The sequence below is a fragment of the Frankia sp. CcMO1 genome (assembly GCF_977945845.1).
Map to the genome: position 1 here is coordinate 1 of NZ_CDWTMG010000114.1, position 14,654 is coordinate 14,654.

A 14,654-nucleotide genomic window follows, 5' to 3' on the forward strand; every position below is an offset into this window, starting at 1 on the left:
CTACCTGCAGCTCATCCGTCCCAGACGACGCCTCACAGGGTCGTCGTTCACGAGCCCCAACCGTTGTTGGGTGCGGGCATCCGGGCCACGGTGGAGAGCGGCGGAGCACGGGTCGCGCAGGTGGTGGCGAAGCGGACGGCCATCCCCGCGGAGATCCGGCGTAACGGCGCCACGGTACTGGTGATAGGCCCCAGCGGGGCGCGGGATCTGTCCGGAGACGGTCTCGCGGACCTGGTAGCGGCCACGAGCCGGCTCGATTGCCCGACGCTGCTCCTGGTCGACCACTCCGACGCCGACACGCTGGTACGTGGCATCAGAGCAGGAGCCCGGGGATTCCTGGACAAGCGGTCGTCCGCAACAGAGCTCTCGGCTGCCTTCACCGCGGTCCGGCAAGGGCACCCCTACCTGTCGGGGACGCTGGCGTCCACCCTGTTCAACTGGATCAGCCGGACTGTTCCCGAACTCGTCGTCGAACCTCGCGTTGACGTGTCCCGGCTGAGCCGGCGGGAGCTGGAAGTGTTCCATCTCCTCGGGTGCGGTGCCTCGAACACGCACATCGCGCGACAGCTATCGATCCGGGAGACGACCGTACGGACCCACGTGCACCACCTCCTGAACAAGCTCAACCTGCGCACCCGTGCCGAGGCAATCCTGCTATCCACGAGCGGGCGTTGGCGTGGCTGAGGCCGATGACGAGCGTCTACCGCACCGGTCGCGGGCTCGCCGGTTGTTCGGATGGATCCCGGCCGACTCCGAGGCGCGCCGGTTCACGGCCTTGTCCTTCGTCCAGTCCACAGGCTATGGCGTGTTCCTCACCGCCACACCGTTCTTCCTCGCTGAGGTGGTCGGGATCCCGGCCGCGAAGATCGGCCTGGGCCTGTCCGTCGCCGGCGTCTGCGGCTTCCTGGCAAGCGTCCCCATCGGCTGGCTGGGCGATCGATACGGCCCCCGCCGGATCCTGCTCTGCGCCTACGTCGCACTGAGCGTGACCTTCGCCGTGTACGGCTTGGTGCACACCTTCGCTCAGTCACGGCAGTTGTAGTTCGTGATGTTGGGGGCATCGTTGCGGGTGGTGGGCGTGTCGTGCGGCTGTGGGACGGTCGCCGTGATCACGATGAACTGTGACGAAGCACCCTGACACGACGACCGTCTGCTCGACGGTAACCCATGGCGATCACTTGGCGCTGCTGGAGGACCTCAAGGCCTGTGTGGCGGGCCTGTTCGGCCGCCGCGAGGCCCGGACGGCGTTCTGGAATCTGGTGAGCGGTCTGGTGATGGGACTGCCGTCGGCGAACTGCTGGACGATCGGTGAGGCGGTCGGCCACCGGGGCCCGTACCGGTTGCAGCACTTGTTGTCCCGGGCGGTCTGGGACGCCGATGCGGTGTTGGCCGCCCTTGCCCGCTGGATCGGGGGCCGCTTGAGCGGTCCGGCGATCCTGGCGGTTGACGAGACCGGGGACGCCAAGTCCTCCACCGACGCCGTCGGCGCGGCCCGGCAGTACTCCGGGTCCCTGGGCGGGGTGGGGTTGTGCCAGGTCGCGGTCCATCTGTCGCTGGCCACCCCGGCCGGGCACGCCGTGATCGGCCGACGCCTCTACCTGGGCCGTGAGTGGGCCGCCGACGACGAACGCCGCACCCTGGCCGGGGTGCCCGACGACGTGGAGTTCGCAACCAAACCGGACCTGGGTCTGGAGTTGATCCGAGCGGCGCTCGCCGCCGGTGTGCACGCCGAGTACGTCACCGCGGACGAGGTCTACGGCTCGGTCGCCTTCCGCACCACCTGCCGCGCCCTGGGGTTGGGCTACGTCGTCGCGGTCCCGGCCACTCGGCAGCACACCACACCGGACCGGAAACGACGTTCCTGCACCGACCTGGTCCCTCTGGTCCCGGCGACGGCGTGGGCGCGGATGCGGACCGGCAGCGCGACCAAGGGCGCGAAGGACTACGACTGGGCCCATGCTCGCCGTCGAAGCCGACGATGTCCCTACGACCGAGCAGACGACCGAGCAGACCGGCCAGGACGCCACCGCGCAGGTGGGCCGAACGCCAACCGAGCGGCCGGCTGGGCACAGTGTGCTGCTGATGCGCCGTTATCGTTACACCCCGCAAGATCTCCTTCTTCCGATGCTGGACAACGGCTTCGACGTCTCTGGCCGACCTGGTGGCGGTGGTGTGCGCCCGGTGGCATATCGAGCAGGACTTCCAGCTCAGCAAGCGCACCGCGGGCCTGGACCACGGGCAGGTCCGCACCTGGGTCTCCTGGCATCGCTGGTCCACCGCCGCGTTGACCGCCTACGCCTTCCTCGTCGCTGCCGTCCTGCTCGAACACCAAGCCACAGGACGGGCCACAGAAACGGACGGACAGCCCGAGCTGGTCCCCGTCAGCTGTCCCGAACTGCAGCACCTGCCCCTCCAGGTCCGCCTGTCCCGTACCGCCATCACACTACCGGCTGCGGCGAGCGCTATGCGGCGGTCGGGCCTGCTGGTGCTCACCGCCTGTCTCGTATACCCCCCTCAGCTCCGATGGTGAGGCCGCGCCGGCAGCGGCCATCCTCCTTGTCGGCGTGGCCATCCAGACCTTGGGCGAGATCTACCAGGCGTCCGCTGCCTTCACACTGGCGAACGACCTGGCGATGCGTGACCGGCTGGCCGAATACCAAGGCGTGTTCGCGCTCGGCGCGGTGGCTCGGAACTTCGTTGGGCCCGCGCTGATCACGGCGACTGTGGTGGGGCTCGGCAGCCCAGGCTGGCTAGTGCTCGCCGTCTTCTTCGGGGTGGTCGGACTGCTCTCGCCGCTATTGGTACGCCATGCCGATGACCAGCGGCCCATTGCCGCCCACGAGGTGCCCGCAGCACCGTCGCCGCGGGTGGGGGGCCACCAGCAGGCGACGGATCTAGGAGAATCTGATGACCGTCCCGTCCCCCTGGCTGCGCCCTCGGGTGCCTGCTCCGCAGGCCGAGGTCCGCTTGCTCTGCCTGCCGCACGCCGGCGCGGGCGCCGCTGCCTACCGGGACTGGCCGGCACGGATCGACCCCCGGGTGGATGTCGTCCCCGTGCACCTTTCGGGCCGTGAGCGCCGAATCGGGGAGCCGCCGGCCGTCGAAGTTCGAGGACTGGCGGCCGAGCTCGCGCCGGTCCTGGCGGCGGCCGCCGGCCCACTTCGGACTGCGTTCTTCGGACACAGCATGGGTGCACTCATCGGTTACGAGCTGACCAGGGCACTGCTGGCGTTCAGTGCGCCGGTCCATCATCTGGTTGTCTCCGGATATCCGGGTCCCACCCTGCCGCGTGAGCACCTGGTCCACGACCTGCCCGAGCCCGACCTGATCCGGCACGTCAGCTCCCTGGAGGGCACGCCAGCCGCAGTGCTGGCCGATGCCGGTTTGGCCGATCTGACCTTGCCACTATTGCGTGCCGACTTCGCGCTCTGCGAGAACTACCGGCACACCCACCCGGAGCCTCTCCCCGTGCCCCTGACTGTGCTCGGTGGCCGGGAAGACCCGACTGCTCCGCCGGAGCACCTGCGGGAGTGGCAACCGGTCGCGGGTGCGGGCATGGACCTGCGGCTGCACGACGGTGGTCACTTCTATCTGCACGATCGACTCGACGCGGTGCTCGGGGAAGTCGCCACGGCGATACTGACCGGAGCCGGCACACGAGGGGAGGCACGTCAGTGACGAGCCTGATGGCCAGCGCAGCTCTCCGGGCGCCCACTGTCACCACGGCCGCCACCAGCGATCCTGGCGCGGCTGACCGCTACGCCTTCGGCCGCGCCTTCACGAGCTCGATGAGCTGGGCCACCTGGAGCCGGAAAGCAGGCTGGAGCGATGTCGCGTCAGGCCACCGGCGCCCAATCTTGCTGGACCCAGCGGCGGTGGGCATGCACTATGGGCAAATCGTGTTCGAGGGTCTGAAGGCGCACCGACAGCCCGACGGCGCGATCGCTGTCTTCCGCGGGGACGCCCATGCCGAGCGGATGCGCCGGTCCGCCGCCCGGCTGGTGATGCCGGAGCCACCAGACGACGTCTTCATCACCGCCGTGCAGGAGTTGGCCCGTCGCGACGCGGCCGAGCTGCGGGACGACCCGTCGCTCAGCCTCTACCTGCGCCCTCTGCTCGTCGCGACGGAGCCCACACTCTCGCTCCGGCCGGCAGATCACTACACGTTCGTCGTCCAAGCCTTCATCACGTCAGGCTTCTTCGCCGGAAACCCGGAGACGATCGCGGTGTGGGTGGCCACGGACGCGACGCGGGTCGCGCCGGGCGGAATCGGTACCGTCGTGCAGTACGCCGTCGATGTAGCTGAAGGTGCCGCGGTGGCGCAGGACGACGCGTTCGAGTTGTGGCCAGCGTTCGCGGGCCCCGGTCGGTGAGTCGGTGCTGCAGTGATGCCTTCGTCGAGTCGGGGTACTTCACCATGACCGTCATCTTCGCTGATGCGGGAGTTGCGGCGTGTCGTGTCCGCTGGGGCACCGCTGGTGCGGCACAAAGAGCGGATGACGATGTCACAGTGAGACCAGCGGCGCCCCGATTCGATCCACGGATCGAGGCTAAGGTCTCTCACCCACTCGAACCAACAGCGCCTCACGGCGCAAACCGGAGGTCGGACAGTCCCTCTCCCGGTTAGAGCGTGCGCAGCTCGGGCGGGAGGTGGTCCCAGAGGTTCACATGCACCAGATGCCAACGGCCACGCCGCCACTCAACGCTGGCGAAGGCCGCGTTGTAGACGCGCGCGCAGACGTCGTCGGACCCGGTCACTAGCCGCAGCAGGGTTTTGATCACCCCGCCGTGGGTGACCGCGAGTGGTGGCGCGCCGTCGCTCTCGCCGGCCGACACGAGCACGTCGAGAGCGGTGCGCACCTGTTCCCGGAAGGCGAGGTAGCGCTCGGACGGCGGGGGCGGGCTCGGTACATCCCTCGGGCCGCCACGGACCGGCAGGCGGGAGGCGACGTGGAAGTCGGCCTCGCGAAGACTTTCGTGTTTGATGATCGGCAGGTCCAGGGCCTTGGACGCTGGGGTCGCGGTGCCGAGGGCCCGCACCATCGGGCTGGACCACAGCGAGCCGACCTCGAGCCGTGAGGTGCGATCCAGGTGTGGTCGCGTCTGCAGCCAGGCGCCCAGACGATCGGCCTGCCGATGGCCGAGGTCGGTCAGGTCGCTGTCCCAGTCGTCCCCCGGCGATTCCTGCCACTGTGACTGCGCGTGCCGGACGAGGTGGATACGCATCTCACTCCGCCGACTGCAGCACCAGCACCCGACGGCGCAGTGAGGCGACCGCACCCGCGAGCGCGGCAAGGGGGGGCAGCGCGAACACGACAGTCAGGCTCGCACCCTCCACCCAGCCGGCCGCCATGGCACCCGTCGCAGTGCCGCCGCCGACGATCGCGACCAGCCAGGCGAACCCCTCGGTGGCCGTGCCGGGCGGTGCCTCCTGCGCGAGGATTCCGAAACCGCAGGCAAGGATGGGGGAGAGGAAAAGGCCGGCGATGACCATGGCGGCCACCATCAGCCAGCGCTGGGCCGGCACGGCGAGCAGAGGCAGGTAGCACAGCAGCAGGCCGCCGAGCATGAATGACAGCTGGCGATGCGCCGGCGCCCACCACGTGCGGGTTCCGTACACCAGACCGCCCACCAAGGCGCCGGCGGCATGCGCGCCGAGGAGCCAGCCGGCCAGAGCGGGCATGGCGTGCCGCTCGGCGTAGACCACCGACGCGATGCTGAAGACGCCGATCGCGAATCCGACGCAGGCCATGCTCGCCAGCAGGCGGCGGATCAGAGCGGCCCGCAGCGGGCCGGCCCAGTCCGGTGTGCGGACCTCGCCGCGCCAGGCGCGTACCGGAGGGAAACTCACAAACGCGAGCGTTCCCCCGAGGGTGGCCGCGGCGGTGACGAAGAGCGCGACCTTCGCCGACGCCACGGCGACCGCCAGGGCGACCATCAGCGGCCCGGTGACGAAGATGAGCTGCTGCAGAGAGGCGTCGAGGGTGAACGCGGCCGAGATCGCCCTGTCCGAACTCAGCACGCTTGGCCACAGACTCCGAATGCAGGACTCGAGCTGCGGGAAGAACACCCCCGCGAGGATGATCGCGAAGGCCGACACCACCGGTGCGCGACCCTCCAGGAGGGCGACGCCGACCAGTCCCGTGGCGCAGAGCACAGCCGACAACACGAGCAACCCCGCCTGCCGACCGCGGTGGTCCACCGCCCGGGCCATCAGCGGACCTCCAACCGCCGTCGCCGCCACGAAGAGCGCGGCCAACACGCCGACCACGCCGTAGCCCAGGCCGGCGTTGCGCAGTTGCAGGACGATGGCGAGCGGGGCCATTGCGTCTGGCAGGCGGCCGATGAGGCTCGTGACCAGAAGGCCAACGGCATACCGCTCGGTAGCGAAATCAGCGTACGCGTGCGACATGGTATCAGGGAACCCCTTTTGAACTCGGCGACGTGCTGGCCCCATGACATCACGGTCCGGGACAGGACGGCCAGTGGGAACCTCAGAAACAGGTGGATCGATCTAGGGGTCGCCAGGAAGGCGCTCATTTATCGCGCGGTCGGATGATTGACGATCCAGGCTGCGGGAATGCGCGAGGTAATTCAGCAAAATGATGGTCTTGGCGTCGTCTATCTCGCCTCGTGAGATCATTGCCAGCGCTTCACCGATCAGATATTCCAGTACCCGGATGGCTTCGTGCTCCGCCGCGACGCCCCCGCCGCAGTCGCGGCGGACGGCGGTGTCAAGATCGGTGACAAAGAGCGAAGTCTGTTCGGCAACCAGAACCGGGTTCAGGTGGCAGCGCAGCACAAACTCGTAGTCCGATGCCTCGAACCCGGTCTCCTCCAGCAGTTCGCGCCGCGCGGCCTCCACTGCCGAGGCGCCGTCCAAGAGGCCACCCGGGACCTCGATGCTCATGCCATCGCTCGAGCCGGTCAGGGCCACGGGCAGGCGAAACAGCTGCACCAGGAGGACGGAGTCTCGTTCCGCCGAGTAGGGCAACACGCCCACTCGGTCGCCGCGCCGGCAAACCAGGCGCTCGCATCGAGCTGAATGCTTCGGAGTCCCTTCCGGCGCCATGACGTGCGGGTCGGCATCCTCGGCGACCGAGTACCGCTCGATCGTGTACCAGTTGTCGGACAACGTGCCGGTCGGGACGAACGTGGTCACCGCCGCCTCGCTTCTCCTCGCCGGGTCCGGGTGATCTCGTTGTGCAGTTTCCGCAGCTTGGCCTCGGTCTGGGCCGGGGTGAACATGACGTTGGTCGCCCGGCTGTCCTGGGTCGGGTACGACGTGTTGAATACGTTCGAGAAATCCCGCTCCCGGGGGCCTCGCAGCACGAGGGTGCAGGTCATCTCGACCTCCGGCAGGATCACCCGGTGGGTCCTGTGGTGGGCCAGGTAGTACGAGCCGCCTGCGGTCTCCTTGGACGGCGTGGTGGTGCCTAGACCAGCGTCTCCCACGAACTCGTAGAAATTCGACGCCGTAGCGCCTTTTGCGCGCTCGGGGGAGTACCGGTACTGATGGTACGGGCGACCTGACCGCGAGAGGACGAAATTCTCCGACGTCAGGTTGCCCGTCAGGATCGTCGACCAGAAGCTGAATCGATGATCATGAATGAGTTCGTCGAAGATTTCTTCATCGGTGTACGGCGGATCCCAGAGATGCAGCGTAAGCCGGTATCCGGCCCGGTCGTCCGAGTCGACAAGCACGATCTTGTCGAAGTGGTTCACGTGCCGGTACGAACGGGACGCGATCATCCTCAGCTGCTCCGGATCGGCGAAAACGGTGTCGAGCAGACTAGTCATCCGCTCCGGGCGGCCGAGCTCCGCGATGAGCGCCAGGTTGCGGTCGATGACATGCGCATCCGCCCCACGCGGCAGCTCGGTCAGGAGACGCTGCAGCCGGCCGAGGGTCAGGCCGCCGAAAAGCAGTGACTCGAAGGTGGAAGGAAGCGCTGGCGGTGCGTTGTTCATCCGCAATTCTCCGTAGCGTTTCAAGGGACAGGAACAGGGCGGCGGGGGACCTCCAGGTTTGGGGACAATATTTGCAGCAACATGGTCAGCTTCGGACTCCCGGGTGGAAATCGTCAATCCGGAAAGTTGTTTAGTGTCGCTCCACGATTGACCACGCCATGTTCAACGTTCGACCAATTGTCGTGGACATTTCTCGGATTGCCCGGTGGTTGTGAGCCTGATTAGCATGCTGAGATTCCCGTGTTCCGTCTCCCAGGAGTGCACCCACTATGCGCCTGTTCCACACGCCGACCGACGAGGCCATTTACAGCCGACAGGGCGAGATCGTCGTCTTCAATCAGTTGGGCGTGAAAGTAGAGATGGACTCCGTGTCCAACGAGGACTACTACCGCTGGCTGGACGACATGATCGCGACGATCGGAGATCGCGTGACGGGAGCCAGGATCGTGGAGAAGGAGAACGCCCGACAGGGTCCGCCGCTGAACACGGCGATCTACTACGACACCACGAACTACCAGATCCTGCCGACTGGCGCCCTGCTGCGCACTTCCTGTAACCGGATCACGCACGCGTTCTGCGCCTTCAAAGCGGCCGAGGACGGCAACAACGTGCGCAAGGACCACCGTTACGTGTTCGGCGGTGAGGAGAAGCGGACGATTCAGCAGGCGTCGGCCTCCCCCGCGGCTGTCTCGATCGTCACGTCGCTGCTCAAGCGGACCGACATCGACCACCCCGGCACTCACCTGCGGGAGTACTATGACATCGACCCGGCCCAACTGCGGCCGGCAATCCAGCTCGACGACCTGCGGTACACGTTCTTCGCCTGGCTGGACGGGCGCGACGCGCTGCGTTGCAGCATCGACCGTTACGAGGTCGCCGACCTACGCAAGAACGAGGCCGAGCGGCTCAGCGTGCCGCTCGCCGAGGTGGAGCTGGCGATCTATCCGCGGATCGCCCCGGACGTCGCCCGCGACTCCCGGGTGCCCCAACTGATCGAGACCCTGGCCGACGCCCTCTGCCAGCGGTTCGGGGTCGCCGTCACCAGAGACATCAAGTACCAACGGTCGGCGCGGGCGCTGGGCATTGCCGCCCACGTCTGAGCGGACTCCCGCGATGAACAACGAGGCCTTCACCCAGACCCTGGCCGGCCTGGCCGCCCTGTTGCTAGCAGCCCACCTGGGCGGCCTAGCTTTCGAGCGCCTGCGCCAACCACGGTCAATCGGGGAGATCTGTGGTGGCATCCTGCTCGGGCCCACCGCACTGGGTCTCGTCGGGCCCGGGGTCCACGCCTGGCTGTTCACCGGGGCCGCTGGCCCACAGGCCGTGCAGTCGGCGATCTCCCAACTGGGCTTGCTCCTGCTGATGTTCAGCGCCGGCACCGGCATTCGCACGTTGTTCGGCCAGGGCCAGGACCGGTTGGTGCTGACCACGGCGGGGGTCGGGTTGTTCGTGCCGTTCCTGCTGGCCCTCGGCGTGCTCCATGTGGTGCAGCTTCGAACCTTCTGGGGCCCAGCCCGGCAAGGTGACGCATTCATGCTGGTCAGCGCCTGCGCCGTAGCGGTCACGAGCATCCCGGTGATTTCCCGGATCATGTACGACCTCGGCATCATGGGCACGCCGTTCTCGCGCACGGTGCTGTCAGTCGCGATCATCGAGGACGTCGTCTTGTACGTCGTCATCACGGTCGCGGTCGGCTTGGTCTCCGGCTCCGGCTCCGGCACGGCCGAGCTGGGCTTGCCGAAGCTGCTGAATCTGGCGCCTGGCAGCGCACCAGACATCGTTTACCACGTCGGAGCAACCCTGTCCCTCATCCTGTTGGCACTGCTGGTGAACGTGCTGCGGTCCCGGTCGACCTCACCGGCCGCTCCGACACTCGCGGGCTCGCCCGAACCGGTGGTGGAGCCGAAGACAGACCAGGTCACCCGGGTCCTGCTCGTCGTTCTCGGCGTCACGGTGCTCACTCTGTTTCTCGACGTCGAATCCTTTTTCGGCGCACTGATGGCTGGGATCATCGTCTCGGTCGGGGTCGAGCGCGATCCTGGGGTGGCGCACTCGCTCCGGGTGATCAACGGGTTTGCGTTCGCGTTCTTCATCCCGCTCTACTTCGCCTCGGTCGGTCTCAGCCTCAATCTGCGCCACCACTTCGACGTCCTCTTCTGTGTCGGATTCATCGTCGTCGCTTGCGCGGTCAAGGGCCTGAGCGTGTATGTCGGGGCCCTCTGGGCCGGGTCCGCGCCCGCCGACGCCCGCAACCTCGCCGTCGCGCTCAACGCACGCGGTGGCCCCGGCATCGTGCTGGCCACGGTGGCCTACGGGGCGCACATCGTGAACGCCGACTTCTACGCCTGCATGGTGCTTCTCGCCGTCGTGACCTCGCTGCTGGCCGGCACCTGGCTCGGCCGGGTGCCGATGGCGGCCTTCCGACGCGAACCCTGCCCGGAACGGGACGGCGTCCTCAGCCGAGACCCCCGGCTTCCCACGGGCTAGAACTCGAGAAAGCCTATGGTCTTGGTCGGCGCAGTGATGAGTCCATGCATCACTCAACACCTGCCCAGGATTCACCGACCGCCGTGCCGACCCCGCCAAAGGCCGCGGCATCGACCTCCACGACGGACGCAGTGTCCATCGGCTGTGCCTGGGCCGAACACCAGTGCTCAGCCGGGGGCAAGGAACGCAGATCGAGCACGAGGGGGCGATGGTCGGAAACCTCGGGCGCGGCGAGCACCTCGAACGACGCGACGGCCGCCCGGTCCGAGACGAGGAGGTAGTCGGCGTGCCGCCCAGGCTTCGGATAGACCGACGTGCGGGTCTCGGTCCGGCCGACGAGGTCGCTGAGTCCGGCGCGGCCCAGGATCTCGAAAGTCTCGGAATCCGGCAGGACGTTGAAGTCTCCGCCCAGCACCACGACGTCGCCCGGGCGGCGGACCCGGCCGAGCAGGGCAGCCACACGCTCGGCCTGTCGCCGGCGCCCGGGCGTGTCCACCTTTCCGGCGGCCATACGAACACCGTGGAAATGCCCGACCGTGACGCATCCCGCCTTGCCGTCCACGACCCGGAGGGCGTGCGCCGCTCGACCACGGTCCTCGGCGGGCCATGCGTCGTGGTGGGCGAAGGTGCCGTGCACGAAAGAGGTTTCTCCGCTGATGATCGGCAGGTGGGAAGCGACCAGGGTGGCTATCCCGAAGTGCTGGCGGCGTACCACTCCGTCCTCGCCGCGCACGGGCCCGATGTCGTAGGTGAAGAAGTGTGCCTGATGCTCCGGTAGGGCGCGGCGCAAGTCGGTGAACAGACTGGCGCGTTGGCGGGAGCTTCGGTCACTGTCGGTGTAGGTCACCCAGCCGTCGTAGCCGGGTGTCCAGGTGACCTCCTGGACACATAAGACGTCGGCCCCGCAATTTGGAAGCCAGGCGGCCAATGGCTCGAGCATGCCGCCGCACCAGGCATTGAGACTCACCACGCGCACTGGCATGATGATCCCAGATCGGTCCGCCCTGGTGCAAGGCAGTTCCGGGTCGAGCGCGAACACGGAACGACCGCCCCCAAACCCTCGGTACCGCCGCCTGCCAGGATCCCCCGGGACTGCCCACACCACCACCAGCCCTACGACGAGACAACCCGCCTGGCGCAGACCCAAGATCAGTAACTGCCGCCGCTCGACACCTTGCGCCCGAAGGATGTGGGTCCGTCAGGAAGAAGGGTGTCACTGGGTGGTTAGCGGTGGGCGGCTGGCGACAGCCCCGGAGCGAGCGGAACCATAAGGATCGGGCATCGGCTGGCGCGCAAGACGTTTCCGACCTCGGAACGCCAGGCGAACCGCTGGAACGGGCCATCCCCTGGCGCGGCCACCACCAGAACATCCGCCTGCCAGGTGTGGTCGGCCACCGCTGTCCGGGCTGCCCGTAGGCCGAAGCTCAGGATGTGGATGGCGCTACGTGGGTCGCAGTCCGTCCTGGTGAGGACCTGGCGGGCAGCGTTCTCAATCTGCCGGTGCACCAGTTCCCGCAGCTCAGCCTCATTGAGGTCCGCGCGGTCGTCGTTCTCGTTTAGGGGACCGAAGAACCGGGTCAGCACCACCAGGGGTCCGCCGCGGAGGCGGACTTCGGCGGCCGCGAACTGCAGGAGGCGTTCGGGCGATCGGTGCGCCAGCACCAGGACGACCACTCTGGCCGACACGTTCAAAGGCCGCCCTTCTGCTCTGGTGATGTCTGACCCCTTGCGGCCAGTGGTTTCCATCCGGCGGCGCGCAAAGTGCGCATCCGGGCTGCGGCCTGGCTGTATTCATGCGCCACGATGACGATCCCAGGTCCGGTCCGCAGGCCGAGCTTCGCGATGATGTGGTGGACGTGGCTGCGGACTGTGGTCTCCTGGGTCGACGGACGCTTGGCGATCTTGGTGTCCGGCAGACCTTCTCCGAGCACCGTGACCACCTCGATCTCCCGCTCGCTCGACGTCGAACGCCGGAGGCCGGAACGAGCTGCGCGGACACCACCGTGTTGCCGCCCAACGACGCGCGATTCCTGCGTGCAGCAGCAGATCGGACCACCATCAAGTGCCCCTCCATCCGATCGCTATCCGCCGACCGGACCGCGCGGGTGCGGCGGCTCGCCTCATCGATCCGCTCCACCGCGCCCCCTCCGGCGGGTGAGCACCATCGCTACCAATAGGACCATTGTCGCCTATGTGCTCTTAGTACGACAGCGGCACTTCGTGTGATCAGGTGATATCGTCGCCGCGGCGGCGGTAGTGGCTGGTGCGGGCTCGGGCTCGGGCTTGGTGTTGTCGTCGCCAGGTGGACCAGTGCAGGGTGTGTCGGGCTTGGTGGATGGGTGCGGTGGCGGCGGCGAGGAGCCGGCGGATTTCGTTGCGGGTCAAGGGGATCAGTCCGGTGGTGGGGTCGGGTGCTGGGGTGGTGGCGGCCAGGACGGAAAGCACGGCGTGGGCGAGCATGGCCAGGACGGTCCAGCGTTGCCAGGAGGTCCAGCGGCGGACCTGGTGTTCGTCCAGGGCCGTGAGTTCCTTGCCGGACTGGAACGAATGTAGGGCTCCCAAACCGCCAAAACCCACGCGCACAACCAAACATGCACGTCAACGAGCTTCTCCGACCGAATCCCCGGAGCCGCTCGGCACCTTGAGCACATTCGGGGCGGCGATCAGTGCGAACCCCGTCCCTGGCGAAACGACCCACCCGCCTCGAACAGTGCTCTACATCTGGCCAGCGAATGCGGCCTAGCGGAGCTCTGCGGAGCGCCGTTCGGCGGATCCGGGCGACGTCGCCTTTCGTAGTCCCGCACGCGAGCCAGGGCCGATCCGCCGCGCAGGAGCATCCCGACCGACCCCTTGTGCGAGACGGCACACTTCAGCCTATATCTCCAACTCGGATGGCCGTCACCAGCCGGCGTTCGGCGCGGGCGCGGCGCATCCGCAGGGCGGGCGCGGACGCGCCGTGCTCGGCGGCGAGGGTGTCGATCAGGACGTCGCCGAGGCGGGTGTCGCCGATCAGCGCGGCCTCGTACTCGGTGAGGACGCCAACGGTGACGGCGCGGGCCAGGAGCAGGTCGGGATGGCCCCAGGGGACCTGCGGCGTGGTGGACGCACCGGGCAACTCGTCCGGCAGCGCAGCGACGTCGTGACCACGGCCGGCAGCGTGACCGGCACGCCAGGCCGCCCACGTCAGCCGTAGCCACAGCCGGGGCCCATTTGGGTCGGCGTGACGCAGGGTATGCAGGAACCCGGCGAGCACCTCGGCGTCGATGTCCTCACCGCGGTGTGCCCGGCCGGCGGACAGGGTCGTGGCCATCCGGGTCAGGGCGGGGGCGGCGACGCCGACAGCACCGACGACCCGCTGAGGCCCCCAGGCACGGGCGTGCTCGGCCAGGCGCCGCCACACCGCATCCACGGCGGGACCGGTGATGGTCTTGTCGAGCAGCAGCCCGCGCAACTCGTCTAGGACGGCACTGAACAACCGCGAAATCTGACCTTGATCAACCGAGAAGGCGCAGGTCAGTGCCTTGCAAATTGATCTCCAAGTGGGCTATTCAGTGGCCTCCTAGACCTGCTCCGTAGCCTGAACGCCACCGAGAACGCCATCAGAACACGGCCGGGATGGTGTGGACTCTGGATGCTCTGCACACCGCCAAGGCCACCGCCCGGCTGATCACCGGGGAGCTGAAGGGCCACTACGTCCTGATCATCGAGGGGAACCAGCCGATCGTGCGGGCCGCCGCCGCGGCGTTGCTGGCCGGTCCGGACACCGACTGGGCCGACACCACGGCTGGTGAGGACGACCGTGGGCACGGGCGGGTCGAACGGCGCACCATCCGCGTCGCTGCCGCCGACGAGGCCCTGTTTCCCGGCGCGGCGCAAGCGTTCCGTCTGCGCCGCGACACCGGCGGCCTGGACGGGGTGATGGAACACAAGGAGATCGTGTTCGGGATCACCAGCCTGCCCGCCGACCTAGCCGGACCGGTTCATCTGAACTACTACGAACGGCGCCATTGGGTGGTGGAGAACCGTTTGTATTGGTCACGAGATGTCACCTTCAACGAAGATCACTCCCAGCTCCGGAGGCTCCAGAGCCGGCGCCGCCGTCCGGACTCGCCGCGACATGGATCGGGCAGGCACAACACGCACAGGCAGGGGAAGGTGCCATTCCGGGCTCCTGGTTCATGATCGGCCGGATCGCGGTC

At 67.8% G+C, this 14,654-nt stretch carries 16 protein-coding genes and 1 pseudogene; 8 read left to right on the plus strand and 9 right to left on the minus strand.

Annotated features, from left to right (window positions below):
* From AC08OU_RS14515 to AC08OU_RS14535, 5 genes are all read left to right on the plus strand, one after another.
* Positions 1-684 (plus strand): LuxR C-terminal-related transcriptional regulator (locus tag AC08OU_RS14515; protein WP_476605100.1); only part of this gene is annotated, 684 nt, incomplete at its 5' end.
* Entirely contained in the window at positions 677-1,042 is a 366-nt protein-coding gene (locus AC08OU_RS14520; RefSeq protein WP_476605101.1) for an MFS transporter, read from the plus strand. The genes AC08OU_RS14515 and AC08OU_RS14520, both read left to right, overlap by 8 nt.
* Before the next feature lie 79 nt (positions 1,043-1,121).
* On the plus strand, positions 1,122-2,288 hold the full coding sequence (locus tag AC08OU_RS14525) for an IS701 family transposase (RefSeq protein WP_476605102.1): 1,167 nt from the start codon (positions 1,122-1,124) through the stop codon (positions 2,286-2,288).
* 619 nt (positions 2,289-2,907) lie between these two features.
* The gene (locus AC08OU_RS14530; RefSeq protein WP_476605103.1) at positions 2,908-3,678 is read left to right on the plus strand and encodes a thioesterase II family protein; all 771 of its coding nucleotides are present in this window, start codon (positions 2,908-2,910) and stop codon (positions 3,676-3,678) included.
* 8 nt (positions 3,679-3,686) lie between these two features.
* Positions 3,687-4,373, plus strand: a complete 687-nt coding sequence (locus AC08OU_RS14535) for a branched-chain amino acid aminotransferase family protein (RefSeq protein ID WP_476605104.1) — start codon at positions 3,687-3,689, stop codon at positions 4,371-4,373.
* A 250-nt stretch (positions 4,374-4,623) separates the two neighbouring features.
* Here AC08OU_RS14535 and AC08OU_RS14540 read toward each other — a convergent pair whose 3' ends face one another.
* The 4 genes from AC08OU_RS14540 to AC08OU_RS14555 all read right to left on the minus strand — a co-directional run bounded on the left by AC08OU_RS14540 (position 4,624) and on the right by AC08OU_RS14555 (position 7,968).
* Complete coding sequence (locus AC08OU_RS14540; RefSeq protein ID WP_476605105.1) at positions 4,624-5,226, minus strand: histidine phosphatase family protein; 603 nt, start codon at positions 5,224-5,226, stop codon at positions 4,624-4,626.
* 1 nt (position 5,227) lies between these two features.
* Positions 5,228-6,412 (minus strand): MFS transporter, encoded by a 1,185-nt coding sequence (locus tag AC08OU_RS14545; RefSeq protein ID WP_476605106.1) that lies wholly within the window; start codon positions 6,410-6,412, stop codon positions 5,228-5,230.
* A gap of 102 nt (positions 6,413-6,514) precedes the next feature.
* Positions 6,515-7,162, minus strand: coding sequence for an NUDIX domain-containing protein (locus AC08OU_RS14550; RefSeq protein ID WP_476605107.1), 648 nt, complete (start codon positions 7,160-7,162; stop codon positions 6,515-6,517).
* Positions 7,159-7,968: a hypothetical protein gene (locus AC08OU_RS14555; protein ID WP_476605108.1), complete on the minus strand. Its 810-nt coding sequence runs from the start codon at positions 7,966-7,968 to the stop codon at positions 7,159-7,161. Before AC08OU_RS14555 ends, AC08OU_RS14550 begins: the two co-directional genes overlap by 4 nt.
* 269 nt (positions 7,969-8,237) lie before the next feature.
* Between AC08OU_RS14555 and AC08OU_RS14560 the strand changes: the two genes are divergently transcribed.
* Positions 8,238-9,068, plus strand: a complete 831-nt coding sequence (locus tag AC08OU_RS14560; protein WP_476605109.1) for a hypothetical protein — start codon at positions 8,238-8,240, stop codon at positions 9,066-9,068.
* A 13-nt stretch (positions 9,069-9,081) separates the two neighbouring features.
* A complete protein-coding gene (locus AC08OU_RS14565; protein ID WP_476605110.1) occupies positions 9,082-10,455 on the plus strand; it encodes a cation:proton antiporter in 1,374 nt (457 codons plus the stop codon).
* A gap of 49 nt (positions 10,456-10,504) precedes the next feature.
* Here AC08OU_RS14565 and AC08OU_RS14570 read toward each other — a convergent pair whose 3' ends face one another.
* The 5 genes and pseudogenes from AC08OU_RS14570 to AC08OU_RS14590 all read right to left on the minus strand — a co-directional run bounded on the left by AC08OU_RS14570 (position 10,505) and on the right by AC08OU_RS14590 (position 13,930).
* Positions 10,505-11,437 carry an endonuclease/exonuclease/phosphatase family protein gene (locus AC08OU_RS14570; protein ID WP_476605111.1) on the minus strand — a complete coding sequence of 311 codons (933 nt, stop codon included), beginning with the start codon at positions 11,435-11,437 and terminating at the stop codon, positions 10,505-10,507.
* A 242-nt stretch (positions 11,438-11,679) separates the two neighbouring features.
* Positions 11,680-12,141 (minus strand): universal stress protein, encoded by a 462-nt coding sequence (locus AC08OU_RS14575; RefSeq protein ID WP_476605112.1) that lies wholly within the window; start codon positions 12,139-12,141, stop codon positions 11,680-11,682.
* Positions 12,142-12,143: 2 nt separating this feature from the next.
* Positions 12,144-12,503 (minus strand): response regulator transcription factor, encoded by a 360-nt coding sequence (locus AC08OU_RS14580; protein ID WP_476605115.1) that lies wholly within the window; start codon positions 12,501-12,503, stop codon positions 12,144-12,146.
* A gap of 178 nt (positions 12,504-12,681) precedes the next feature.
* Positions 12,682-12,999, minus strand: a pseudogene (locus tag AC08OU_RS14585) (IS701 family transposase); the annotation flags it as partial.
* Positions 13,000-13,324: 325 nt separating this feature from the next.
* A complete protein-coding gene (locus AC08OU_RS14590; protein ID WP_476605113.1) occupies positions 13,325-13,930 on the minus strand; it encodes a hypothetical protein in 606 nt (201 codons plus the stop codon).
* 140 nt (positions 13,931-14,070) lie between these two features.
* Between AC08OU_RS14590 and AC08OU_RS14595 the strand changes: the two genes are divergently transcribed.
* Positions 14,071-14,637 (plus strand): ISAs1 family transposase, encoded by a 567-nt coding sequence (locus AC08OU_RS14595; protein WP_476605114.1) that lies wholly within the window; start codon positions 14,071-14,073, stop codon positions 14,635-14,637.
* The last annotated feature ends 17 nt before the right edge of the window (positions 14,638-14,654 follow it).